Source organism: Bradyrhizobium sp. STM 3843 (assembly GCF_000239815.1).
Classification (GTDB): Bacteria; Pseudomonadota; Alphaproteobacteria; order Rhizobiales; family Xanthobacteraceae; genus Bradyrhizobium.
The window spans coordinates 42,184-66,455 of the sequence record NZ_CAFK01000146.1 but is presented as its reverse complement, the minus strand read 5'-3'; the positions used below and the strand labels follow the sequence as shown (position 1 = coordinate 66,455).

Sequence of the window (24,272 nt, the reverse complement as noted above, 5' to 3'; positions counted from 1 at the left end):
CGCTTATTTCGCCCTCAACTTTTCGATCAAGGGTGACAGGAAGGAGCCTTTCGGCTTCTTGGTCTCGCTGCGACCGGTGAGACGCTGCGCGACTTGCAGAAACATCTCGGTGGTCCGGTGATTGGCGGCGATTTCCGCGATCATCTGGCCATTGTTGGCCGCAGCTCCAAAGATCTGCGGCTCGAACGGAATGGTGACGACCGGCGGGCTTTCGATCGCCTTGGCAAATTCGCCGGCGTTGATTTCGGGCCGCTTCGGCACCCCGACCTGGTTCAGGCAGTAGAGCGGCATCCGGTCGTTCGGCCGTGCCGCTTTCAACAGGTCGAAGATGTTCTTGGTATTGCGCAAGGATGCGAGATCCGGCGCCGCGACGATCAGGATGTCGTCAGCGCCGACCAGCGCGCGCTTGGTCCAGCCGGACCATTGATGGGGGATGTCGAGCACGATGCAGGGCATCGTCGCACGCAAGGTGTCGAAGATTGCGTCGAATGCTTCGGTGCCGAAATCATAGACGCGATCGAGCGTTGCCGGGGCGGCGAGCAGGCTCAGATGGTCGGTGCATTTCGACAGCAGGCGGTCCATGAAGGCAATGTCGATGCGGTCGGGAGAGAACACCGCATCCGCGATCCCTTGCGGAGGGTCCTGATTGTAGTCAAGACCCGCGGTACCGAAGGCCAGGTCGAGATCGGCCACGACGGAATCCATCGCAAGATCACGTGCGATCGCCCAGGCGACATTGTGTGCAATGGTCGAGGCGCCGACGCCTCCTTTGGCGCCGACGACGGCAACGATGCGGCCGACCGCCTTGGCTTCGGGGGCCGAGAACAGGTTGCAGATCGAGCGGACCACGTCGAGCGGGGTGACCGGGGCGAGCACATAATCGCTGACGCCGCGCCGGACCAGCTCCCGGTACAGCGCAACGTCGTTGATGCGACCGATGACCACGACGCGGGTGCCGGGGTCGCAGACGGTTGCGAGTTGATCGAGGCCGGCGAGGATGTCCGTCCTGCCGTCCGTCTCCAGCACGATCACGTTCGGGGTCGGCGCTGAGCGATAGGCCTCGGCGGCGGCGGCCATGCCGCCCATCTGGATCTTGATATGTGCCTTGCCGAGGCGACGGTCCTCGCCCGCCGCCTGGATCGTGGCGGCGGTCTCGACCGTCTCGCAGAAGGCCTGCACCGACACGCGCGGTGCAGGCGCGATGTGATCGTCGGCCGGTGGCGGCACGACGTCAGGCTGCTCCTCGGTGGTCTGTCGGGCGTAGCTGATCATTTTCCTGTATCGCTCAGTTTGGCCTTGTCGGCATCGGGGTAGGTGATCGCGGTTGCCGTTCCCTTACGATATTTCTCGAACAGCGCGGTGCGCCGCGCGGTATAGGGCGGTGTCTCGGACCGCGGCTGGACCAGATCGGCGGGATTGTCGACCATCGCCGCCAGGTTCCGCTGATTGGCGCAGCCGAAATTGTAGTAGGAACGGTTTTCGAAATAGCTCTTGTTCTTGATCGATGGACCAATATCCTCCGGCCAGACGCCGCAGGGGCCGGCTGTGGCGGACAACCGCGGGTAGCTCAGTCGGATCGCTGCAAGCAGGCGCGGATCCTTCGGGTGATAGTTGCGGACCGTGACGGCATGCGGCGGCACGCCGGCAGCAGCGAGCAGCGACTGGATTTCGCGCATCGAATCGGCCGCAGCGCGCGCATTCGGCGTCTGGACCGGAACATCGGCGCTGATCGCGCCGGTGCCTTCGTGAAGCCAGACCTGTGCAAGTCCCATGACATCGGCGCGCTGCTCCGCCGTCAGGCCGCCGCGGCCCTCGCCGACGAAAACGACCATGGATTCGTTGGCTTCCTGGACCGCAATCGGATGGCGCAGGCGATAATCCTCAGGAATGCTCGCGGTCGTGATCGCGTCATTGGTATGGTTGCAGGCCCCCAACATGAGGGCGGTACCGGCAAGCGCCGCCGATATCCGCAGCCGCCGGGTGCGAGCGAGGGAAGTTTTCTCGGTCATCGGTGCAAATCCTCGTCCCACGCTCAGTCCGTGATGAAGCCATAAGTGCCGCGGTAGCCGCGTCCGGTCTCGGCCCGGCCGCCCGGTACCCCGTAGATGCGGTTGATATTGCCGAGCAGATCGGCCTGCGGATCGGATACGGCGGCAAAGCCGTCATCGGGCCGCGACAGATCCTTCTGGGCCACTGCGCGAACGACGTAGGGCGTGACGATCACCATCAGCTCGGTTTGATTGTTGACATAGTCGCGGCTGCGGAACAGCGCGCCCAACACCGGCAGTTGCATCAAGCCGGGCATTCCGTTGATCGCCTGCTTGGTCTGGTCCTGGATCAGGCCAGCCATGGCCATCGCACCACCGGAGGGAATTTCCAGGCTGGTTTCGGCGCGGCGGGTCTTGATCGCGGGAACGGTCAGCGAGTTGGTGACCGAAGAGCTGACCGCTTGCGACAGGGTGATCGAATTCTCGTTCGACAATTCCGAGACTTCCGTCATGACCCGCAGCGAAATCCGCCCCTCGCTCAGCACGATCGGGGTGAAGTTGAGCGAGATACCGAACTTCTTGAAGCTGATCTGGGTGGTACAGACATGGGTCGTCGGGTCGCACGAATAGCCGGCCGGCACCGGGAATTCGCCGCCAGCGATGAAGGTCGCGGACTCGCCGGAGAGCGCCGTCAGATTGGGCTCGGCGAGCGTCCGGATCACGCCCGCGCTTTCCATGGCGCGCAACGTGGCCTGGACCGATGGCGTGGAGCCGAACGCGGCGCTGACCGCGTTGCTCGAGACAAGGTTGCTGCCGCTGGCGGTGAACGGGTTGGAGTTGTTGAACTTCACCACCGAGGTGCCATAGTTGAGCTGCCCGGACAGGTCGATTCCGAGCTGCTTGACGATGGAGCGCGAGACTTCGGCGACCGTGACCTTGAGCATGACCTGATCGCGGCCGCGCACCGCGATCGAGTTGACCACCTTGTCGGAGCCGCCGGCAAGTCGTGCAGCGAGATCACCGGCCTGCTGTGCCTCGATCTGGCTTGCGGCCGTGCCGCTCAGCACGATGCTGTCGGCGAGGCCTTCGACCTGAATGTCCGCGTTGGGCAGCAGCTGTTTCAACGCAGCGCGCATGCCGTTCAGGTCGCGCTTGACGGCGATGTCATAGGCCGCGATCTGCTGACCGGAGGCGTCGAAGAAGATGATGTTGGTCTGCCCAACAGTAGCGCCGATGATGTAGGCGCGCTGGGCGGACCGTACTACAGCGTTGGCGATCTTGGGATCGGCGACCAGCACGTCCTTGATGTCGCGCGGCAGGTCGATCACGATGGATTTGCCGACACCGAGCGACAGGAAGCGCGCATTCATCTGGCCGTCGGCGGCCGCCGGCGCAGCCGGACGATAGTCGGCGGCGATTGCCGGCGCGAATGCCGGGTTCAGGCTGAGCGCAGCGGCGGCGGACAACGACAGCGCGCGAACCATCCAGGTCCGCCTGAGCCGCTGATTTTCGCTGCTTGTCATAGTGGTAGTCCTCTTGATCACTTCTGCGTCGTCATGGTGCTGGGAACGCCGTAGCGAACGACGGCAATGTTCCCGCTGCTCGTGCGGACCTCATCGGTCTTGTTCTCGGCGACATTGACATCCGCCATCGAGCGCAGCGCCAGCGACAGCGTGCCGGCCTGGCGCGCGGCCGTCAGAGTCGAAGTCTGCTCAGGTCGCAGTTCCAGCGTAACCGTCTTGCCGACCACCGTCGTCTGGCCCTCTTTTTCCTTGGGCGCCTGATCGATCGCGAGCACGCGGATATTCGCCAGGATGATCTCCGAGGTGGAGACGTCGGGTTGCTCGGGATGGTCTGGATTTTTGATACGGCGCGTCAGCAGCACGTCGACGCGATCGTTCGGGAGGATGAAGCCGCCGGCGCCAGTCTCCGGCGAAATCTCGGTGGAGACGGCGCGCATGCCGCTCGGCAGGATCGCCGCCATGAAGCCGGATCCGTCCGCCTTGACCAGCTTCTGCTCGCGGATCGGCTCGCCGGCAATGAACGGGGCGCGCGCGATGGAGCCGGTCAGCTGATTGGTCGCATCGGGACGATCGTTGCGGCGGATGAAGCTGCTGCTCGCGGTCGCCGACGGCCAGCTCTGCCATTGCAGATCCTCAGGCTTGATCGTCTGACCGAGGCCGATCTCCGCTTTGGCGATGAGAACGTCGACCGTCTGGAGCTGCACGACGGGAGCCGCCGGGGCCGGTCTATCGTCCGATCCGCTCGCAAGATAGGCGGCCACGCCGCCAGCACCCACAGCGATGGTCAGGACCATAATGCGTGCGGTATTCATACGCTTCACTTTCCACATGACGCTGCGACACTAGCGAAGCCGGATCCAACGTTCGAACGTCGAGTCCCAAAGCTTCACCAGCACCTAAGCCGTTAGCTGGCGTTTCGTTGGCGCCAACATTCGCGCAAATTCCTCCAGGAGGAGGCGAATGTCAGCGGCGAAACACCAGCGCCGCCGTGATGGGAGTTGAGCAGTTATTCGTCAAAGCATGGTTAATGAGGCGTATCTAAATCGCCTTAACACCGCGTTGCTACGGCGTTTCAGTGTGCGACGAAATGCGCGAGGTCGACGGCCTTCACCCAATCCGTGTCCGGATAGATCATCAACGCCCCGAGCGCGAGCGCGATGCCGTAGGGAATGCCGGTCTCTTTGGCGTGCAGCCGTGCCAGCCAGGGCTGTCCAGCCAGCACGTAAGGCAGCGGCCATTGCCGGAACTGCAGCAAGGCGAGTGTCAGGATGCCGCCGAACAATGAGGCGTAGAGCAGGTAGTTCAACAGGTGGCCGAAGCCGAACCACAGCGCCGCCGCGGCCGCGACCTTGGCGTCGCCGCCGCCGATCCAGCCGCAGGCAAAGCAGCCGAACGCGATCACGAGCAGCGCGGTACCGGCCGCGAGATGCAGCAGCAGATCGTAGGCTCCCATGCCGCTCAACACCGCGAGTACGGTAAACCCAGCCGCCAGCGCCAGCGAGACGCGGTTCGAGATGGTCATGGTGAAGAGGTCGCTCGCGGCTGCGAACGCCATCAGGGCCGGAAACAGCAGAAGGCGGGCAAGGTCGAGAATCATGGCTCAGGACGTGGTTCGGCCGGCGCGAACGAGCGCCAAGTCAACGTCTAACGCCAAGAGATGAAGGATCGGGAAACGGCCAACCATAGGTCTTGGCCCTGCCCGATGAGGGGTCACCATGTGCTCGCGATCCGCAGGGCGAGTGCAATGATCGCCAGCCCGAGCGCAAGACACACCCAGCGCAGCGGCGCGTCGGGCTCCGCAAGCGACTTTTTCGTCGCTCTCGCAGTCGCAGTCGATTCAAACATACCGCGGTCCGCCGAAATACGTGGAAACAATAAAGGCCCCGGGTCGCCGGGGCCTTCGTTGCTCGGTCGTGGCGACCGCTTACTTAAGCGAGGTGTTGATCGAGCTGAACTTGCTGCTCAGGCTCGAGCCGAGGCCGTTCACCGCAGCAATGATCGCGAGCGAGATACCGGCGGCGATCAGGCCGTATTCGATCGCGGTCGCGCCGGACTCATCCTTCACGAAACGAGCAAGAAGATTCTTCATAAGGTAGCTCCATGTACACGTGGCTGTCGAACTAATCTGGTCGTTCCGGCGTTCTCAGCACCGTGACCATGCGGCCACCCTAGGTGCCGACAATTTCGGCGTAGTTAATTCGATCGCGCAAACACGGCGACAAGTGGCTGTTGTTGCGCAGAGTAAATTTACGATGAAGACATTGCGAAAAATCTGAGACGACCGACTCCGGATCGCCTCGCTCAACAACGGCCTGCCCGGGCAATATCAATATAGAGACTTGATCGATGCTCGCAGCACATGCGGCGCTGCCGGAAGGAAGCAGCGTACGCGACGCAATATCAAAGGCATGCTTCTCCTGTCCTGGGGAGGTTCACCGCTCCTTAAGCGCGGAGGAGTACGCCTCACTGTGTCCCGGCTCTGATATTCAGTTTGCTGCAACCTCATCGAGATGATCAGTGTCGACGGACACCAGCCGTACTGCGAGGTGACTTAATGTCCAGCCTGCCCATGGAAGTGGTCGTGATGCTCGGCGAGACGATCGAGAAGGTCTTGCCGGTCACGATTGTGCTCGCCGTCGTCTTTTCCGTGCTCAGCCATTTCTGGGCGTGCAACCCCGCCGAGCCCTGGTGGCGCAAGCGCGAACTCACCACCGACATTGTCTATTGGTTCTTTGTGCCGGTATTCGCGCGCGTGCTGCGGATCGGTCTCCTCGTGCTGGGCGCCGGCGTCATTTTCAAGATCCACGATGCGGATGAGCTGATCGCATTCTACGAGAATGGCCACGGTCCGCTGGCGCAGCTGCCGCTCTGGCTGCAGGGCCTGCTGTTTCTCGTGCTCTCCGACTTTATGCTGTATTGGTCGCACCGACTGTTTCACGGCGGTGAGTTCTGGAAGTACCACGCCGTTCACCACTCCTCCGAAGAGATCGAGTGGATTTCGGCGGCACGCTTCCACCCGGTCAACCTGATCCTCGGCACCATCGCCGCCGACGTCGTCCTGCTGATGGCGGGCATTTCGCCGAATGTGATGATCTGGGTCGGTCCGTTCACGACCTTCCATTCGGCCTTCGTGCACGCAAACCTGAATTGGACGCTCGGGCCGTTCAGATACGTTCTGGCCACCCCGGTCTTCCACCGCTGGCATCACACGCCGATCGATGACGGCGGCAATACCAATTTCGCCGGCACTTTTCCGATTTGGGACATCCTTTTCGGCACCTTCCGCATGCCCGAGGGCAGGACGCCGGAAAACTATGGCAAGGACGAAGCCGAGATGCCCGGCGAGATCGTTGGTCAGCTTGCGTTTCCGTTCCGGCATTAGCCGAAGCAGGCAGGAAGAAAGCCGTGCAGCGTCGCTCGCGAAATGCGGCGGCGTTTGCAGATCGTTCACCAATTGCGGGCAGATTCTCAGGTGTCGGGCGCCGTCACCGCTGCGTATCGCTTGAGACGGCTTGTTAGTGTCCCGGGGTCGAGAATGTCGTTCAGTCTGTTGCGTCGCCTTGCCTGTTTCTCGTTTGGACTGCATTCGCTTGCGAGCGTGGCCGCGCTTTGGCCGACCGCTACGCTAGCGGAGCCGGCGCCCAGCGCCATCGCGGTCAATGTCGACCAGGCCAAGCTGGTCAAGCTGCCCGACCGGGTTGCGACGATCGTGGTCGGCAACCCGCTGATCGCCGATGTCACGCTGCAGAACGGTGGTGTCCTTATTGTCACCGGCAAAGGTTATGGCGCGACCAATTTCATCGCGATGGATCGTAGCGGCCAGATCCTGGTCGATCGGCAGATCCAGGTGGCCGGCCCGACCGATCAACTCGTGACGGTGTATCGCGGCGTCAGCCGCGAGACCTATAGCTGTATGCCGATCTGCCAGCGGCGGGTCACGCTGGGCGACGGCGAGGCCTACTTCAAGTCGGTCATGGACCAGGCAAGCTCCCTGTCCGGTCAGGCCAGCAGCAGCGCCTCAGCCGGCTCCAAGACCAACTGATCGGCTGCTAGTCCCGCCGATCTGAAGCCGGTGGCGCTCCAGTGGAAAAGATTTCCTCGGGCAATTCGGGTCGAACCGGGCGCGGCGATGCGGCGCCAAACGGATGCGGCCGCGGCGGCGCGAAGGTATGGTTAGCATCGACTTAATCGACCCCGCCGCTTGATTTCCACCATGGGAAACATTTCGCCAAGAAGTTTGGGCTACTTCTTCGGCGAGACGGTAGCTTCCCACCCCGGATCAGCTGATGGTTTCACCGATATCCTGGAGCGCCTCGCTCCGCAGGCTGTTACGCCGTTTTCGGCGGAGCGGTCGGGCTTCTGCTGCGGTCGAGTTCGCGCTGGTCGCGCCGATCTTCTTTGCGCTCCTGTTTGCAGTCATCGAGACGGCGCTTGTGTTCTTCGCGGGTCAGGTGCTGGAGACGGTCACGCAGGATTCCGCGCGTATGATTCTCACCGGACAGGCGCAGCAGGCGGCCTACACCCAGCAGCAGTTTGCGAACTATGTGTGCGGTCAGAGCGAGGTGTCGGTGCTGTTCGACTGCAGCAAGATCTATATCGATGTTCAGAGTTATTCGTCGTTTTCGAGCGTCACGATCAATAATCAGATCGACAACGGCGGCAACTTCATCAACAACATGCAATACAGTCCCGGCGGCGCCGGTGATATCGTGGTCGTCCGGCTGTTCTATCAATGGCCGATCTACGTGACCGGCTTCGGCTACAACATCACCAACCTGTCGGGAAGCAAGCGGCTGCTGGTCGCGACCGCGGCGTTCAAGAACGAGCCGTACTGACGATGTCGGCGAGGGGCGTGCAATGATGTCTGCCATGCGGTTGGAGGCGGCGCTCAGCGGCCGCCTGCGGCGTCTTGTGTGCGATCTCGCGGCGGACTGCCGCGGCATTGCGGCGACCGAGTTCGCCTTCATCGTGCCGCTCATGCTGGTGATGTTCTTCGGCACCGTGGAGTTCTGTTCGGCGATCGCGGTCCAGCGCAAGGTCACTTTGATGGCGCGGACCTTGTCCGACCTGACCTCGCAATCGACATCGGTCGGCGATTCCGATTTCACCAACTTCTTCGCGGCATCGAGCGGGATCATGTATCCCTACGCGACGTCGCCGTTGAACTCGACCATCACCGAGCTCTATGTCGATCCGAAAACGATGCAGGCCACCGTGAAATGGAGCAAGGGGTCGGCGCCGCGGGCGACCGGCACGCCTGTCGGCATTCCCCCGGCCCTTCTGGTGAGCGGCACCTATCTGATCTTCAGCGAGGTCAACTACCAATACGTGCCGACGATCGGTTACGTCATGGCCAAGACCGGCGTGAATTTGAGCGACGTGGCCTACACGCGGCCGCGGCAGTCCACCTGCGTCTACCTCGCGCCGGCGACGGGCTGCTGACGCATGATCCGGAAAGTGCGTGGCGGTTTTCGCTCGTAAAAGGCCGCACGCAATAAAAAAGGCCGCCTGAGAGCGGCCTTTCGTTTGAGTTGCACGTGCGATCCTGTGAGATCGCCGGCTGCGCTGCCGTTCAGTTGGCAGCGCGGAGATTGTCGGCCGACGACTTGCCCGAACGGCGATCCGCCACGATCTCGTAGGAGATCTTCTGGCCTTCGCGCAGCGTGCCGAGGCCGGCGCGCTCGACGGCGCTGATGTGCACGAACACGTCATTGCCGCCATCGTCCGGCTGAATGAAGCCGTAGCCCTTGGTTGCGTTAAACCACTTCACGGTTCCCATGCTCACGGGGGTAGTCCCTTCTCAGATATCAAATGTCGTAACCCAGGTTCCTGGGCTGGTTAGATCGAATTTTTGGAAGGGTCGTCAGCGTCTGAACCGGCTATACCGGTAATAGCTAATGTCGTCCGGCCGAAAATCGATTGCCCGATATATTATGGGAATTAGGCTTCCAAAACAATCCTGAGCTGCGCAAGCGCGCACGATTTTTTAACGCGCCGCCGGGGCGGCGCGCCCCTGCGACACGGTCTTGTCATGCGGAATCGCGTCGTACCAGGGCGGGGACATGCCCCGCCCAAGCCTAACGGCGGCGGAACTGTCCGCCACGCTGCGCCCCGCCGCGCGGGGGAGCGCCGGATGAACTGGGGCGCTCGTCCTTGTGGCGGAAAATCAGGCGCCCTTTCTCCAGATCATAGGGCGACATTTCGACCGTCACGCGATCGCCGGCCAGCGTCTTGATGCGATTCTTTTTCATCTTGCCGGCGGTGTAGGCAACGATTTCGTGCCCAGCATCGAGCTGCACGCGATAGCGCGCGTCGGGAAGGATTTCGGTGACCAGCCCTTCGAACTGGATCAGCTCTTCCTTAGCCATGTGTCTCTCCAGATCGATAGACGTCTAGTTTGGCCGTTGGTTGCGGTTCGGGTTCGTATTGCGTCTGTGTTCGGGCCTGCCGGCGCGTTGCAAAAACGCAACGCCTTGAATCGCTCCGGCCTTGCCGCCGCCTTGCGACGGCCGGTTGGATTCCTGACGATTGCTGGGCAGAGAGTTCATCATAGCATTGGATCGCCTGCGGCGGCGAGGCCCTTTCGTGCTCTTGACCCCATCATTTGCGGGCGCCCCGTAGGCCGGACGCGCACCGGCGGACTGGCCGCCGTTGCCGTGCGACCGCTTGCCATGGGCGCCATGAGGAGCCGGTTTACGACCGCCTTCGGCGCGGTGGCCGGAACGGTCCGGCCGATGATGATCGGCTGCAGGCGCTGCGTCGCGCGCGCCCCCCGGCGTGCGGCGGTCCTCGCGCGGCACGGCGATCTTGATCAGCCGTTCGATGTCGCGGAGGTAGCCAAGTTCCTCGGCACCCGCGACCAGCGAGATGGCGACGCCCTCAGCGCCCGCGCGCGCAGTACGGCCGATGCGATGGACATAGGTTTCCGGCACATTGGGCAGATCGAAATTCACGACATGGCTGACACCGTCGACATCAATGCCGCGGGCTGCGATGTCGGTCGCGACCAGGGTGCGGATCTCGCCGGAGCGGAACGCGGCCAGGGTGCGCTCACGATGGTTCTGCGACTTGTTGCCGTGGATCGCCTGAGCCGGAATGCCCGCCTTTTCGAGACCCCTTACGACCTTGTCGGCGCCGTGCTTGGTACGGGTGAACACCAGCGCGCGGTCGACCGGCTCCTCCTTGAGGAGTTGGGTCAGCATGGCGCTCTTGGCCGTATGGTCGACCTGGATCGCCCGCTGGCTGATCCGCTCGGCCGTGGAGGAGACCGGCGTGACGGCGACCCGGGCCGGGTCGCGCAGCATCGCGTCGGCGAGTTCCGCGATATCTTTCGGCATCGTCGCCGAGAAGAACAGGGTCTGGCGCTTGTGCGGCAGCTTGGCGACGATCTTCCGGATGTCGTTGATGAAGCCCATGTCGAGCATGCGGTCTGCTTCATCCAGCACAAGAAACTCGACACTGGTGAGCTTGAGGGCGTTACCCTGGATCAGGTCGAGCAGCCGGCCCGGGGTGGCGACCAGCACCTCGACGCCGGGCATGATGGTGCGGACTTGGCGGCCCATGGGCACGCCGCCGATGGCGAGCGCGGAACTCAGCCGGATATGCCGGCCGTAAGCATGGAAGCTGTCGAGGATCTGTCCGGACAGTTCGCGGGTCGGGCTCAGCACCAGAACCCGGGCGGTCTTGGGTTGCGGCTTGGTGCGGTTCTGCAGCAGCCGGTGCAGGATCGGCAGCGCGAAGGATGCGGTCTTGCCGGTTCCCGTTTGCGCAATCCCGACGACGTCGCGACCTTCGAGCGCGAGTGGAATGGTTTGGGCCTGGATCGGGGTGGGGGTCTGGTAGTTCTCATCCTTGAGCGCGCGCTGAAGCGCGTCGGCAAGGCCAAAATCCTGAAAGGATGTCAAAAGAGGGTCTTTCCATAAAGAGGACGACGCCCGTGCCGGCACATGGCCCAACGCGGGTGGGTGATCGATGAAGACACCCGCGTGTTGGGAGCGCCTGTTGTGTTGGCTGAAAATGGCAAGCCAGAAGCTCCGAGCGAGCTTAAGAACACGCGGCTTGCGACGACCGGCCGATTCGCCTGATCGGTCAGACATATGGAACACCCTGGCGGCAGTTTCAAGGCCGCTCAGCTGCGATTGGCAGGATTGTGGTATTGGGTTGCTTTAAAATTAATCATTTGAAACGGACTGCATAAACATTGGCCGAATTGCTATCGAATTGAACAGTTCGGTTGCTCAAGCTGCAGGCAAGCTCGTGCGGCGTTGTGGCGCGATCCGGCTAATTTCAATCGTTATTTCAAAATCTTACCCGCTGCAATGGGCATGGCATACTTCTTGCGATTCCTGCCACGCAGACCCGCGGCCGTTTCGGTCGGCGAAGTACGTCTGCGTCAGGGAGACAAGACCTCATGCTTACTCAATTCACTCAGGAATTAGCGGCGCCGTTCAGCCGCCGCCGCTGGCTGGCGGCTGCCGCCGGCCTGGCGCTCGGCCTTGCCGGCTTCAGCTCGGCCAAAGCTGCCGACGACACCATTAAGATCGGCGTTCTTCATTCGCTTTCCGGCACCATGGCCATCAGCGAGACCACGCTGAAGGATACGATCCTGTTCCTGATCGACGAACAGAACAAGAAGGGCGGCGTGCTCGGCAAGAAGCTCGAAGCCGTCGTCGTCGACCCCGCGTCGAACTGGCCGCTGTTTGCCGAAAAGGCGCGTGAGCTGATCACCAAGGACAAGGTCGCGGTCGTGTTCGGCTGCTGGACCTCGGTGTCGCGCAAATCCGTGCTGCCGGTGTTCAAGGAGCTCAACAGCATCCTGTTCTACCCCGTCCAGTATGAGGGCGAGGAGAGCGAGCGCAACGTGTTCTACACCGGTGCGGCGCCGAACCAGCAGGCGATCCCGGCGGTCGATTACCTGATGAAGGAAGAGAAGGTGAAGCGCTGGGTGCTGGCGGGCACCGACTACGTCTATCCGCGCACCACCAACAAGATCCTGGAAGCCTACCTGAAGTCTAAGGGCGTGGCTCAGGAAGACATCATGATCAACTACACGCCGTTCGGTCACTCCGACTGGCAGACGATCGTGGCCGACATCAAGAAGTTCGGCTCGGCCGGCAAGAAGACTGCCGTGGTCTCGACCATCAACGGCGACGCCAACGTTCCGTTCTACAAGGAGCTCGGCAACCAGGGCATCAAGGCGAAGGATATTCCGGTCGTTGCGTTCTCGGTGGGTGAGGAAGAGCTCGCCGGCATCGACACCAAGCCGCTGGTCGGCCATCTCGCTGCCTGGAACTACTTCGAGTCGATCAAGACGCCGGCGAATGAGAAGTTCATCAAGGATTGGCAGGCCTACACCAAGAACCCGAAGCGCACCACCAACGACCCGATGGAAGCCCATGTGATCGGCTTCAACATGTGGGTGAAAGCGGTCGAGAAGGTGAAGTCGACCGATGCGGACAAGGTGATCGATGCGCTTCCGGGCACCGAAGCGCCGAACCTGACCGGTGGCATCTCGAAGATGCTGCCGAACCACCACATCACCAAGCCGGTGTTCATCGGCGAGATCAAGGGCGATGGCCAGTTCAGCGTGGTCTACAAGACCAAGGACCTCGTGCCGGGCGACGCCTGGTCGAAGGAGCTGGAAGGCTCGAAGGACCTGATCGGCGACTGGGTCGGCAAGAAGTGCGGCAACTACAACGTCAAGACCAACAAGTGCCTGGGCTCGGGCACCTGATCGGGATCTGACGTCGTCAACATGATTGGAGAGGGCGGGAACGCCGCCCTCTCTTCTAGCTCCTGCCGGGGTTGTCCAGTGTCTGCCATTTTTCTTGCGCCTCTGCGCGCGCTCATACTCGCGATTGCCTTGATCGCCGTTGCGGTTCCCGCATTTGCCGCGTCGTTCGAGGAGTCGGTCGCCAAATTCACCACCGACGACTTCTCCGATACCGAGGAAGCGATCGGAGAGATCGCAGCTTCCGGCAATCCGCTGGCATTTCCGATCATCAGCGCGCTGCAGGATGAGCGGCTGATGTTCGACGCTGACACCAAGAAGGTTTACATCAAGCAGTCCGACGGCAAGGCGATCGACGCCGCCACCGGGGCGGCTGTCGATGCGATCCCCGACAGCGCCTCCGCGGTCAACCTCAACAACCGTCTCCGCCGCGCGGTCGACGCGGCGCTTGGCGGGCTCACCTTGCTCTCGCCGGATCTGTCGACGCGGCTGTCGGCGGCGCAGTCTGTCTTCAAGTCACACGAGGAGACGGCGCTGCCCACAGTGGAATCGGCGTTGGCCAAGGAGACCAATCGCTCCGCCAAGGATGCGCTCGCCGAAGCGCGCGCGGCGATCCTCCTGTTCAAGTCCGATGCCAGCGAGGCCGACAAGCTCGCGGCCGTCGGTACGATCAGGGCGCGCGGCGACCAGGATGCGCTCGCTCTCCTGAATGAAATCAGTGGTGGCGATCAGCCGGCCTCGGTCACCAAGGCTGCAAAGAGCGCGATCGCCTCGATCCAAAGCTCGCTGGCGGTCTGGTCCGGCGTGCAGAACGCCTGGTACGGTCTGTCGCTGGGCTCGGTGCTGCTGCTCGCTGCGATCGGCCTCGCGATCACATTTGGTGTGATGGGCGTCATCAACATGGCCCATGGTGAGATGGTCATGCTGGGCGCCTACACCACCTTCGTGGTCCAGGAGGTGATCCGCACCCGTTATCCCGCGCTGTTCGACTATTCGCTTCTGATCGCGGTCCCGCTGGCGTTCCTGGTGGCGGGGGCCATTGGCGTCGTGATCGAACGCACCATCATCCGCTTCCTCTACGGCCGGCCGCTGGAAACCCTGCTGGCCACATGGGGTCTGTCGCTGATCCTGCAGCAGGCCGTGCGCACGGCCTTCGGACCGACCAATCGCGAAGTCGGCAATCCCTCCTGGATGAGCGGCGCCTTCGAGCTTGGCCAGATCACGATCACCTATAACCGGCTCTGGATCCTCTGTTTCACGATGGCCGTGTTCGCCATTCTGCTGGCGATGCTCCGCTACACCGCGCTCGGGCTGGAGATGCGCGCGGTGACGCAGAACCGGCGCATGGCGGCCTCGATGGGCATCGCCACGTCGCGGGTCGATGCGCTCACCTTTGGGCTCGGTTCGGGCATCGCGGGCATCGCCGGCGTCGCTTTGTCGCAGATCGACAATGTCAGCCCCAATCTCGGCCAGAGCTACATCATCGATTCCTTCATGGTCGTGGTGTTCGGCGGCGTCGGCAATCTCTGGGGCACGCTGGTCGGCGCCTTCACGCTCGGTATCGCCAACAAGTTCCTGGAGCCGGTCGCCGGCGCCGTGCTCGGCAAGATCGCGATCCTGGTCCTGATCATCCTGTTCATCCAGAAGCGCCCGCGCGGTCTGTTCGCGCTCAAGGGCCGGGCGGTGGAAGCATGATGCCGCATCTGCTGACCCGCTCCCTGGACCGCGCTGCCGTCAGCTTCGTCCTGGTCGTCGCCGCCTGCGGTCTCCTGATCCCGCTCTCCAACCTGCTGCTCCCCACGGGGTCTGCGCTGCAGGTGCCGACCTATCTGGTCGCGCTGTGGGGCAAATATGTCTGCTACGCGATCCTGGCGCTGTCGATCGACCTGATCTGGGGCTATTGCGGCATTCTCTCGCTCGGCCACGGCGCTTTCTTCGCGCTCGGCGGTTATGCGATGGGCATGTATCTGATGCGCCAGATCGGGGCCCGCGGGGTCTACGGCAATCCGCTCCTGCCGGATTTCATGGTGTTCCTGAACTGGCCGAAGCTGCCCTGGTACTGGTACGGTTTCGACATGTTCTGGTTCGCAGCGCTGATGGTGGTGCTGGTGCCAGGCCTGCTCGCCTTCTGCTTCGGCTGGCTGGCGTTCCGCTCCCGTGTCACCGGCGTCTATCTCTCGATCATCACGCAGGCGATGACCTACGCGCTGCTGCTCGGCTTCTTCCGCAATGATTTCGGCTTCGGCGGCAATAACGGCCTGACCGACTTCAAGGACATCCTCGGCTTCAACGTGCAGGCCGAGGGCACCCGCGCGGCGCTGTTCGCCCTGAGCTGCCTTGCTCTGATCCTCGCCTTCGTGATCTGTCGGGCTGTCGTCTCATCGAAGCTCGGCAAGGTGCTGATCGCGATCCGCGATGCGGAATCCCGCACCCGCTTCCTCGGCTACCGCGTCGAATCCTACAAGCTGTTCGTGTTTACGCTCTCCGCCTGCATGGCCGGCGTGGCCGGCGCGCTCTATGTGCCTCAGGTCGGCATCATCAATCCCTCCGAGTTTGCGCCCGGCAATTCGATCGAGGCCGTGATCTGGGTGGCGGTCGGTGGCCGCGGCACGCTGGTCGGGGCCGCGCTCGGCGCCATTGTCGTCAACTACGCCAAGACCTTCTTCACCTCCGGTGCCCTGGCACCCTATTGGTTGTTCATGTTGGGTGCGATGTTCGTGCTGGTAACCCTGCTGCTGCCCAAGGGCATCGTCGGCACCTTCAATGCCTGGTGGGAGCCGTTCAAGACGAAGCGCATTGAGGCCAATGCCGAAAGCGCCGCCCGTGAGGACGGCGTCAGTGCACCCAAGCTGGCGGAGTGATCAGCATGAACGTGATGGACGCCCGCGCCACATCGGCATTGCTCTATCTCGACGGCGTGCATGTGTCGTTCGATGGCTTTCACGCCATCAACAATCTGTCGCTGACGCTCGCGCCGGGGGAGATGCGCGCCATCATCGGCCCGAACGGTGCCGGCAAGACCACAATGATGGACATCATCACCGGCAAGACCAAGCCGGACGAAGGCACCGTGCTGTTCGACGGCACCACCGATCTGACCCGGCTCGACGAGACCCGCATCGCCGAGCTCGGCATCGGCCGCAAATTTCAGAAGCCGACCGTGTTCGAGAGCCAGTCGGTCGAGGACAATCTACTGCTCGCGCTCAATGTCGACCACAGCGTCAAGGGCACGCTGTTCTGGCGCGGTTCGAGGACCGAGGCTGAGCGCATCGACAAGGTGCTGGAGACGGTGCGGCTGAAGGATGTTCGGCGCAAGCTCGCCGGCAGCCTGTCACATGGCCAGAAGCAGTGGCTCGAGATCGGCATGCTGCTGGCGCAGGACCCCAAGCTCCTGCTGGTCGATGAGCCCGTCGCCGGCATGACCGACGTCGAGACCCATCAGACGGCGGAGTTGCTGAAAGCGATCAACAAGGATCACACCGTCATGGTCGTCGAGCACGACATGACCTTCGTCCGCGAACTCGGCGTCAAGGTCACCTGCCTGCACGAAGGGACCGTGCTGGCCGAAGGCACCATCGATCAGGTGTCGTCGAATGAGCGCGTGATCGAGGTTTACCTTGGTAGGTAGGCGAATAGCGAGTGGTCAGTAGCGAATAGGGATGATGCAGAGGATCATGAGCGGGGCAGTTCGTACTATTGGCCATTCGCTATTCGGCAATCACTTGGCGACAGCCGGAGGTCGCTGATGCTCAATGTCGACAACATCAACCTCTACTACGGCGCCGCGCAGGCGTTGCGTGGCGTGTCGATCTCGGCCGAGCCGGGCAAGGTGACCTGCGTGCTCGGCCGCAACGGCGTCGGCAAGACGTCGTTGTTGCGCGCGCTGGTTGGGCAATATCCGCTGGCCTCGGGCGCGATCAGCTTTGACGGCGCCGATATCACCCATCTCAAGCCCTATGAGCGGGCCCGGCGTGGCATCGGCTTCGTGCCGCAGGGCCGCGAGATCTTCCCGCTGCTCACGGTGGAAGAGAACCTCAAGACCGGCTTCGCGCCGCTCAAGCGCGCCGAGCGAAACATCCCCGACGATGTCTTCTCGCTGTTTCCGGTGCTGCAGTCGATGCTGGGCCGGCGCGGCGGCGACCTCTCCGGCGGCCAACAGCAGCAGCTCGCGATCGGGCGGGCGATGGTAATGCGGCCGAAACTGCTGCTGCTGGACGAGCCCACCGAAGGCATCCAGCCCTCGATCATCAAGGATATCGGCCGGGCCATCTCCTACCTGCGCAATCTCGGCAACATCGCAATCGTGCTGGTCGAGCAATATCTCGACTTTGCCTGCGAGCTCGGCGACAATTTTGCCGTGATGGATCGTGGCGCGGTCAAGTATACCTGCATCCGCGCCGATCTCGATCCTGCCGAGATCAGCCGCCAGATGGCGCTCTGACGGAATCTTGACGCGGCCTTTAGCGGATCTCGGGTCGCGCGGGGGGAAAGAGAATGGGGGCCGACGCTGCCGCCGCAGCAGATATTTTCGAGCAGAATCGCGCGCGCGGTGCGGTCCGCTTCGACGTCCAGCTGCAGGACGGCATGAACCGCCGTCGTGAGCTGCATGAGTCCGGCTCGCTCCGTGTCCGTTTTCCGTCGCCGGAGGACAACGGGCTTTCGGCCATGTTCGTCAATACGGCCGGCGGCATCGCCGGCGGCGACCGGTTCGCGATCGATATCGCAGCGGGCGAGGGCACGCGCCTGACCTTGACAACGGCCGCCGCCGAAAAGGTCTACCGCGCGCCCGGCAAGGCCGCCGCGCTGGATATCTCGCTGAAGGCTGCGGCGGGCGCGCATCTTTCCTGGTTGCCGCAGGAGACCATTCTGTTCGACCGCGCCAGGATTGCGCGCCATATTGATATCGAGCTGGATGACACGGCCTCGCTCCTGCTGTGCGAGATCGTGGTGTTCGGCCGAACCGCCATGGGCGAACGCATGCGCGAGGGTGTCTTTGTCGACCGCTGGCGGCTGCGCCGGGGCGGCCGGCTCGTCTTTGCCGAGACCGTACGTCTCGAAGGCGATATCGGCGACAGGCTGGCGCAGCCGGCCGTCGCCAACGGTGCGGCAGCCATCGGGACGGCGCTGATCGTGCCCGGCGATGCCGCGCTGGTGGACCGTATCAGGGAGGCGGCCCCGGCATTCGGTGGGGAGGTCGGGCTCTCGGCCTGGAATGGGTTTGCAATGGCGCGGTTCTGTGCCCAAGATGCCGCGCGCCTGCGCGCCGACATGATCGCGGTGCTCGGTTGCGCTTCGGAGATGCCGCTGCCGCGGCTCTGGCTCAATTAGGTGACGACTAGAGATTTCGCATGAACCTGTCCCCCCGCGAAAAGGATAAGCTTCTGATCTCGATGGCGGCCATCGTGGCGCGCCGCAGGCTGGAGCGCGGCGTCAAGCTCAACCACCCCGAGGCTGTCGCCATCATTTCCGATTTCATCCTGGAGGGCGCGCGCGACGGCCGCACCGTCGCCGAGCTGATGCAGGCCGGTGCGCAGGTTCTGACCCGTGAACAGGTGATGGCCGGCATCCCCGAGATGATCCACGACATCCAGGTCGAGGCGACCTTCCCCGATGGCACCAAGCTCGTCACTGTGCACGAGCCGATCAGGTAGCTTTTCGATGCGTCATTCCGGGACAGCGCGGAGCGCTGGGCCCGGAATCCAGAGATTGTTTAAAGTCGGTGTTTTGAGATTCCGGGTTCGGTCCTGCGGACCGCCCCGGAATGACGGAGAAAGATGAAATGATCCCCGGCGAACTCTTCATCCAGGACGGCGAGATCGAGCTCAACGCCGGTCGCAAGACCGTGACGCTCACGGTTGCCAACACCGGCGACCGGCCGATCCAGGTGGGATCGCACTACCATTTCTTCGAGACCAATCCGGCGCTGAAGTTCGACCGCAAGAAGGCGCGTGGCATGCGGCTCGATATCGCTGCCGGCACTGCCGTGCGTTTCGAGCCGGGCCAGACCCGCGACGTGCAGCTGGTCGCGCTCGCCGGCAAGCGCACCGTCTATGGCTTCCGCGGCGACGTGATGGGCAAGCTGTAGGCCATGCTGACCGGCGTTCGCCTCGTCTCCGAAGCCGCCGAGTTGGCTGCGCGGCGCCACTTGGGCCAGCAGCGCAAAGGTCGCAGCGGGGAGCCCTATATCAATCATCTTGCCGAGGTTGCGAACCTGCTCTCGGTCGCCAGCAACGGCGAGGATGCCGAGCTGGTCGCGGCCGGCTGGCTGCATGACACGATCGAGGACACCGACACGACGCATGACGAGCTGGCGCAGCGCTTCGGCCTGCGCGTGGCCGGTCTGGTCGAGGAGGTCACCGACGACATGACGCTGGCGAAGAGCGAGCGACGGCAGCTCCAGGTGCTGGAGGCGCCGAAGAAGTCGGACGGGGCCAAGCAGATCAAGATCGCCGACAAGATCAGCAACATCCGCGCCCGCATCTTTTTCGAGCCCGATTTCGAGCAGCAGCTGGAATTGATGGACTATGTCGGCTGGGCCGAGCAGGTCGTCGCCGGCTGCCGCGGCGTCAACGCGCAGCTCGATGCGCTGTTCGACGAGGCAGTTGCCAATGCGAGGGCGACGCTGTGAGCGGAACGCGTCACGACAAGAGATAAGCAGAGTGGGGGCCGGCAATGTCCGTCAAGATCAAGCGTTCCGTCTATGCCGACATGTTCGGCCCGACCACCGGCGACAAGGTGCGGTTGGCCGACACCGATCTCATCATCGAGGTCGAGAAGGATTTCACCACCTATGGCGAGGAGGTGAAGTTCGGCGGTGGCAAGGTGATCCGCGACGGCATGGGCCAGTCGCAGGTCACCAACAAGCAGGGCGCGGCCGACACCGTCATCACCAACGCGCTGATTGTCGACCATTGGGGCATCGTCAAAGCCGATGTCGCCATCAAGGACGGCATGATCGCGGCGATCGGCAAGGCTGGCAACCCCGACATCCAGCCGGGCGTCACTATCGTGATCGGCCCCGGTACCGACGTGATCGCAGGCGAGGGCAAGATCCTCACCGCGGGCGGTTTCGACAGCCACATCCATTTCATCTGTCCGCAGCAGATCGAGCACGCGCTGATGTCGGGTGTCACCTCGATGCTGGGCGGCGGCACCGGCCCGTCGCACGGCACGTTTGCGACCACCTGCACGCCGGGACCCTGGCACATCGCGCGAATGATCCAGTCGTTCGATGCCTTTCCGGTCAATCTCGGCATCTCCGGCAAGGGCAATGCAGCGCGCCCCGCGGCGCTGGTCGAGATGATCAAGGCCGGCGCCTGCGCGCTGAAGCTGCATGAGGACTGGGGCACCACGCCGGCTGCGATCGACAACTGTCTCTCGGTTGCCGACGACCATGACGTACAGGTGATGCTGCACTCCGACACGCTCAACGAATCCGGCTTCGTCGAGGATACGATCAAGGCGTTCAAGGGCCGCACCATCCACGCCTTCCACACCGAAGGTGCGGGCGGCGGCCACGCGCCCGACATCATCAAGGTTGCTGGCTTGAAGAACGTGCTGCCGTCCTCGACCAATCCGACCCGGCCGTTCACCCGCAACACCATCGACGAGCATCTGGACATGCTGATGGTGTGCCATCACCTCGATCCGTCGATCGCGGAAGATCTCGCCTTTGCCGAAAGCCGCATCCGCAAGGAAACGATCGCTGCCGAAGACATCCTGCATGACCTGGGCGCGCTGTCGATGATGTCGTCGGACTCACAGGCCATGGGCCGACTCGGCGAGGTCATCATCCGCACCTGGCAGACCGCCGACAAGATGAAGAAGCAACGCGGCGCGCTGCCGGAGGACAAGGGCAACGACAACGACAATTTCCGCGTCAAGCGCTACATCGCCAAATACACCATCAATCCCGCGATCGCGCATGGCGTCTCGAAGCTGATCGGCTCGGTCGAGAAAGGCAAGCTTGCCGATCTCGTGCTGTGGTCGCCGGCCTTCTTCGGCGTCAAGCCGGATTGCATCATCAAGGGCGGCTCGATCGTCGCCGCTCCGATGGGCGATCCCAACGCCTCGATCCCGACGCCGCAGCCCGTGCACTACCAGCCGATGTTCGCGGCGTTCGGCAAGTCGCTGACGGCCTCGTCCGTGGTGTTCACCTCGAAGGCGGCGGTCACCGGCAACCTTGCCCGCCAGCTCGGCATCTCCAAGAAGCTCTACGCGGTGCAGAACACGCGCGGACGCATCTCCAAGAAGAGCATGATCCATAATGAGGCTCTGCCCAAGATCGAGGTCGATCCGGAGACTTATGAGGTGCGCGCGGACGGCGAACTCCTGACATGCGAGCCCGCCGAGGTGCTGCCCATGGCGCAGCGCTATTTCATGTTCTAGACTTCCTCCCGGTACAAAGCCGAAAAAATACCGGGAGGATTCCTTCGTGATCTATGTCGTCGCTACGTTGACCGTGAAACCCGAAACGCGCGCCGAATTCATTGCCGCCGCCACCGCCTGCATCGCCGAGACGCGCAAGGAGCCCGGCAATATCGCCTATGATTTGCATGAGAGCGTCACCGATCCCAGCAGGATGGTGTTCGTCGAGCAATGGGAGAATGCGGACCTACTGGCGCCGCATCGCACCGCCGATCACATGAAGGCGTTCGGTCGCGTCGCCGTGAAATGCTTTGCGGCACCGCCCCGGATCGAGATCATCACGCCCGCGAAGGTGGACGTCCGCTGAACGGAATTGACGAGAATGGGAGTACCAGCATGATCCGCGCCACGCGTGTGCTTGGACAGCATCGATGGACTGAAGCCGCCGCCGATACCGTCGTGCTCGACTTCGACGACCGCCATCGGCGGCGGATGGCGATGAGCGGCACGCGCGGGCTCGCTTTTCTGCTCGACCTCGAGCACGCCATCGCCTTGCGCGGTGGCGATGCGCTCGTGCTCGAGGATGGTCGCCTGGTCGAGGTCGTTGCAGCAGCGGAGCCGCTGCTGGAGATCCGGGCCGCCGATCCGCATCACCTGATGCGGCTCGCCTGGCATCTCGGCAACCGCCATCTGCCGACGCAGATCATGGGCAAGGGCCTGCGCATCCGCCGCGATCATGTCATCGAAGCGATGGTCAAAGGGCTCGGTGCGCGCGTGATCGAGATCGAGGCGCCGTTCGATCCGGAAGGCGGCGCCTATGCCGAGCCGGCCAGCGGGCACGATGCGCATGATCATGACCATGCGCATCATCACGACCACGGGACACATGACCACGCTTCGCATGATCATGCCCATCATGGCCACGATCGCCATGCGCATGGCCACCATCATCACGATGAGCATTGCGGTCACGCGCATCATCACGACCATTCCCATGCTCATGACCACAAATGAGCTGCGGCATGCGCCCGATGCAATAACGGAGGCCGAGGCGGCGGCGCTGTATCGGCTGCTGACCTGGCTGTCGCCATCATTCCCGGTCGGCGGTTTCTCCTATTCGAGCGGCATCGAATGGGCGGTGGAAGCGGGTGACGTCACCGGCGCCGGCACTCTCCGCCACTGGCTGTCGGCCATGCTGACCGACGGCGCAGGCTTCTGCGACGGCGTGTTTCTGGTGCACGCGCATCGGGCGCTGCAACTGGACGACATGCGCGGGTTGCGTGATGTCGCGGAGCTTGCGGCGGCCTTTGTGCCGTCGCGCGAGCGGCAGCTCGAAACGACGGCGCAGGGGCGAGCCTTCATCGAGATTGCACAGGCCGCTTGGACTTGCGAGGGGCTTGCGGCTGCCGTCGCGCAGTGCGAGGCGATCGTCTACCCGGTTGCGGTCGGCCTGGTTGCTTCGGCGCATGGCATCCCGCTTGCGCCGACGCTGCATGCCTTTCTGCACGCGCTGACTTCGAATTGGATCTCGGCTGGCAGCCGCCTGATCCCGCTCGGGCAGACCGACTGTCAGCGCGTGCTGGCGGCGCTCGAGCCGGCCGTGGCTGCGACCGCGGCTCGTGCGCTGGTAGCCACGCTGGATGATCTCGGCAGCGCGACCTTCCGCGCCGATCTCGCCAGCCTGCGGCACGAGACGCAATATACGAGGCTGTTTCGGTCGTGATGGCTTTGTTTCTCTTGTCGTCCCCGCGAAAGCGGGGACCCATAACCACCGGCGTTGATTGTTCTAGGCCGCGTCAGCCATTCTGCTCGACAGATGCATCACGCGGCCGCGACGAGCGCAGATGCGCTCGCGCTTGGGGTCACGGCGTTCGCCGGGACGACGGCAACCGAAGGATTGTCTAATGTCATCATCTCACGGTCCGTTGCGCGTCGGCATCGGTGGCCCGGTCGGATCGGGCAAGACGGCGCTGATGGACTTGCTCTGCAAATCCATGCGCGAGCGCTACGACATCGCGGCGATTACCAACGACATCTACACCAAATGGGATGCCGAGTTTCTGGTGCGCTCGGGCTCGCTGACGCCGGACCGCATCGCCGGTGTCGAGACAGGTGGGTGCCCGCATACCGCAATCCGCGAGGATGCCTCGATGAATCTCGCGGCCGTCGCGGACATGCGCGCCAAATTCCCGAGCCTCGATCTCGTGCTGATCGAATCCGGTGGGGACAATCTGGCTGCGACATTCTCCCCGGAGCTGGCCGATCTCACGATCTACGTCATTGATGTCGCGGCCGGTGACAAGATCCCGTCGAAGGGCGGCCCGGGCATTACCCGCTCGGATCTGCTGGTGATCAACAAGATCGATCTGGCGCCGCATGTCGGCGCGTCGCTCGAGAAGATGGAGCTCGATGCCAAGCGGATGCGCGGCGAGCGCCCGTTCGTGATGACCAATCTCCGCAAGAGCCAGGGGCTCGATCGGATCATCGGCTTTATCGAAGCCAAGGGCGGGCTGAGTCCGCCTAAGCCCCTGGCCGGGGCGCGCTGATCTGCCGCATCTTCCTGGAGGGGCGCTCGGCTGTGGCCATCCAGGACTCAAAAAAGCCGCAGGGCCGCCGGAACAAAGTTGATCCTTGGCCGTTAGATAACGCCCGGATTCCGGCCTG

Annotated in this window: 28 protein-coding genes; 18 read left to right on the top strand and 10 right to left on the bottom strand. The window is 63.1% G+C overall.

Translation table 11 applies throughout. The features are described 5' to 3' along the window. Window positions 1–3: 3 nt before the first annotated feature. From BRAS3843_RS16955 to BRAS3843_RS16930, 7 genes are all read right to left on the bottom strand, one after another. Complete coding sequence (locus BRAS3843_RS16955; protein WP_008970189.1) at window positions 4–1,272, bottom strand: AAA family ATPase; 1,269 nt, start codon at window positions 1,270–1,272, stop codon at window positions 4–6. Continuing rightward, window positions 1,269–2,009 carry a CpaD family pilus assembly protein gene (locus BRAS3843_RS16950; RefSeq protein ID WP_008970188.1) on the bottom strand — a complete coding sequence of 247 codons (741 nt, stop codon included), beginning with the start codon at window positions 2,007–2,009 and terminating at the stop codon, window positions 1,269–1,271. Before BRAS3843_RS16950 ends, BRAS3843_RS16955 begins: the two co-directional genes overlap by 4 nt. Window positions 2,010–2,032: 23 nt before the next feature. Beyond that, window positions 2,033–3,511 carry a type II and III secretion system protein family protein gene (locus BRAS3843_RS16945; RefSeq protein ID WP_008970187.1) on the bottom strand — a complete coding sequence of 493 codons (1,479 nt, stop codon included), beginning with the start codon at window positions 3,509–3,511 and terminating at the stop codon, window positions 2,033–2,035. A gap of 17 nt (window positions 3,512–3,528) precedes the next feature. Further along, a complete protein-coding gene (gene cpaB / locus BRAS3843_RS16940) occupies window positions 3,529–4,323 on the bottom strand; it encodes a Flp pilus assembly protein CpaB (RefSeq protein ID WP_035981946.1) in 795 nt (264 codons plus the stop codon). A 260-nt stretch (window positions 4,324–4,583) separates the two neighbouring features. After that, window positions 4,584–5,108, bottom strand: a complete 525-nt coding sequence (locus BRAS3843_RS16935; RefSeq protein WP_008970185.1) for a prepilin peptidase — start codon at window positions 5,106–5,108, stop codon at window positions 4,584–4,586. 113 nt (window positions 5,109–5,221) lie between these two features. Continuing rightward, a complete protein-coding gene (locus BRAS3843_RS42515) occupies window positions 5,222–5,356 on the bottom strand; it encodes a hypothetical protein (protein WP_008970184.1) in 135 nt (44 codons plus the stop codon). Between the two features lie 79 nt (window positions 5,357–5,435). Continuing rightward, window positions 5,436–5,600 (bottom strand): Flp family type IVb pilin, encoded by a 165-nt coding sequence (locus BRAS3843_RS16930; RefSeq protein WP_008970183.1) that lies wholly within the window; start codon window positions 5,598–5,600, stop codon window positions 5,436–5,438. A gap of 465 nt (window positions 5,601–6,065) precedes the next feature. Here BRAS3843_RS16930 and BRAS3843_RS16925 point away from each other — a divergent pair, with 465 nt between their 5' ends. The 4 genes from BRAS3843_RS16925 (at window position 6,066) to BRAS3843_RS16910 (ending at window position 8,953) form a co-directional block, all read left to right on the top strand. Next, window positions 6,066–6,893, top strand: coding sequence for a sterol desaturase family protein (locus BRAS3843_RS16925; RefSeq protein ID WP_008970181.1), 828 nt, complete (start codon window positions 6,066–6,068; stop codon window positions 6,891–6,893). 153 nt (window positions 6,894–7,046) lie between these two features. Further along, window positions 7,047–7,553 carry a pilus assembly protein N-terminal domain-containing protein gene (locus BRAS3843_RS16920; RefSeq protein WP_008970180.1) on the top strand — a complete coding sequence of 169 codons (507 nt, stop codon included), beginning with the start codon at window positions 7,047–7,049 and terminating at the stop codon, window positions 7,551–7,553. A 244-nt stretch (window positions 7,554–7,797) separates the two neighbouring features. Next, on the top strand, window positions 7,798–8,346 hold the full coding sequence (locus BRAS3843_RS16915) for a TadE family protein (protein WP_008970179.1): 549 nt from the start codon (window positions 7,798–7,800) through the stop codon (window positions 8,344–8,346). Between the two features lie 34 nt (window positions 8,347–8,380). Beyond that, the gene (locus tag BRAS3843_RS16910; protein ID WP_050886450.1) at window positions 8,381–8,953 is read left to right on the top strand and encodes a TadE/TadG family type IV pilus assembly protein; all 573 of its coding nucleotides are present in this window, start codon (window positions 8,381–8,383) and stop codon (window positions 8,951–8,953) included. A 130-nt stretch (window positions 8,954–9,083) separates the two neighbouring features. Here the strand turns inward: BRAS3843_RS16910 and BRAS3843_RS16905 are convergent, their stop codons facing one another. The 3 genes from BRAS3843_RS16905 to BRAS3843_RS16895 form a co-directional block, all read right to left on the bottom strand. After that, window positions 9,084–9,296, bottom strand: a complete 213-nt coding sequence (locus BRAS3843_RS16905; protein WP_006612155.1) for a cold-shock protein — start codon at window positions 9,294–9,296, stop codon at window positions 9,084–9,086. A gap of 292 nt (window positions 9,297–9,588) precedes the next feature. After that, the gene (gene infA / locus BRAS3843_RS16900; protein WP_008970176.1) at window positions 9,589–9,879 is read right to left on the bottom strand and encodes a translation initiation factor IF-1; all 291 of its coding nucleotides are present in this window, start codon (window positions 9,877–9,879) and stop codon (window positions 9,589–9,591) included. 24 nt (window positions 9,880–9,903) lie between these two features. Then, entirely contained in the window at window positions 9,904–11,415 is a 1,512-nt protein-coding gene (locus tag BRAS3843_RS16895; RefSeq protein WP_008970175.1) for a DEAD/DEAH box helicase, read from the bottom strand. A gap of 506 nt (window positions 11,416–11,921) precedes the next feature. On the opposite strand from BRAS3843_RS16895, the gene urtA reads away from it, so the two are divergent. From urtA to ureG, 14 genes are all read left to right on the top strand, one after another. Beyond that, complete coding sequence (urtA, locus tag BRAS3843_RS16890) at window positions 11,922–13,244, top strand: urea ABC transporter substrate-binding protein (RefSeq protein WP_008970172.1); 1,323 nt, start codon at window positions 11,922–11,924, stop codon at window positions 13,242–13,244. A gap of 78 nt (window positions 13,245–13,322) precedes the next feature. Continuing rightward, window positions 13,323–14,936, top strand: coding sequence for an urea ABC transporter permease subunit UrtB (gene urtB, locus BRAS3843_RS16885; RefSeq protein WP_175361129.1), 1,614 nt, complete (start codon window positions 13,323–13,325; stop codon window positions 14,934–14,936). Continuing rightward, the gene (gene urtC, locus BRAS3843_RS16880; protein ID WP_008970170.1) at window positions 14,933–16,102 is read left to right on the top strand and encodes an urea ABC transporter permease subunit UrtC; all 1,170 of its coding nucleotides are present in this window, start codon (window positions 14,933–14,935) and stop codon (window positions 16,100–16,102) included. The genes urtB and urtC overlap by 4 nt, the downstream gene beginning before the upstream one ends. A 5-nt stretch (window positions 16,103–16,107) precedes the next feature. Next, window positions 16,108–16,869: an urea ABC transporter ATP-binding protein UrtD gene (urtD, locus tag BRAS3843_RS16875; RefSeq protein ID WP_008970169.1), complete on the top strand. Its 762-nt coding sequence runs from the start codon at window positions 16,108–16,110 to the stop codon at window positions 16,867–16,869. A 117-nt stretch (window positions 16,870–16,986) separates the two neighbouring features. Beyond that, window positions 16,987–17,682 carry an urea ABC transporter ATP-binding subunit UrtE gene (gene urtE, locus BRAS3843_RS16870; protein WP_008970168.1) on the top strand — a complete coding sequence of 232 codons (696 nt, stop codon included), beginning with the start codon at window positions 16,987–16,989 and terminating at the stop codon, window positions 17,680–17,682. A gap of 53 nt (window positions 17,683–17,735) precedes the next feature. Beyond that, window positions 17,736–18,569: an urease accessory protein UreD gene (locus BRAS3843_RS16865; RefSeq protein WP_008970167.1), complete on the top strand. Its 834-nt coding sequence runs from the start codon at window positions 17,736–17,738 to the stop codon at window positions 18,567–18,569. 20 nt (window positions 18,570–18,589) lie between these two features. Continuing rightward, a complete protein-coding gene (locus BRAS3843_RS16860) occupies window positions 18,590–18,892 on the top strand; it encodes an urease subunit gamma (RefSeq protein WP_035981930.1) in 303 nt (100 codons plus the stop codon). Window positions 18,893–19,020: 128 nt separating this feature from the next. Continuing rightward, complete coding sequence (locus tag BRAS3843_RS16855; protein WP_008970165.1) at window positions 19,021–19,326, top strand: urease subunit beta; 306 nt, start codon at window positions 19,021–19,023, stop codon at window positions 19,324–19,326. 3 nt (window positions 19,327–19,329) lie between these two features. Continuing rightward, window positions 19,330–19,869 carry an HD domain-containing protein gene (locus BRAS3843_RS16850; protein ID WP_008970164.1) on the top strand — a complete coding sequence of 180 codons (540 nt, stop codon included), beginning with the start codon at window positions 19,330–19,332 and terminating at the stop codon, window positions 19,867–19,869. A gap of 44 nt (window positions 19,870–19,913) precedes the next feature. Further along, complete coding sequence (ureC, locus tag BRAS3843_RS16845; RefSeq protein WP_008970163.1) at window positions 19,914–21,629, top strand: urease subunit alpha; 1,716 nt, start codon at window positions 19,914–19,916, stop codon at window positions 21,627–21,629. A 46-nt stretch (window positions 21,630–21,675) separates the two neighbouring features. Continuing rightward, window positions 21,676–21,975: a putative quinol monooxygenase gene (locus BRAS3843_RS16840; RefSeq protein ID WP_008970162.1), complete on the top strand. Its 300-nt coding sequence runs from the start codon at window positions 21,676–21,678 to the stop codon at window positions 21,973–21,975. A gap of 29 nt (window positions 21,976–22,004) precedes the next feature. Beyond that, complete coding sequence (gene ureE / locus BRAS3843_RS16835) at window positions 22,005–22,622, top strand: urease accessory protein UreE (protein ID WP_008970161.1); 618 nt, start codon at window positions 22,005–22,007, stop codon at window positions 22,620–22,622. Next, window positions 22,609–23,331 (top strand): urease accessory protein UreF, encoded by a 723-nt coding sequence (locus tag BRAS3843_RS16830; protein WP_008970160.1) that lies wholly within the window; start codon window positions 22,609–22,611, stop codon window positions 23,329–23,331. The genes ureE and BRAS3843_RS16830 overlap by 14 nt, the downstream gene beginning before the upstream one ends. A gap of 181 nt (window positions 23,332–23,512) precedes the next feature. Then, entirely contained in the window at window positions 23,513–24,154 is a 642-nt protein-coding gene (ureG, locus tag BRAS3843_RS16825) for an urease accessory protein UreG (protein WP_008970159.1), read from the top strand. Window positions 24,155–24,272: the final 118 nt, after the last annotated feature.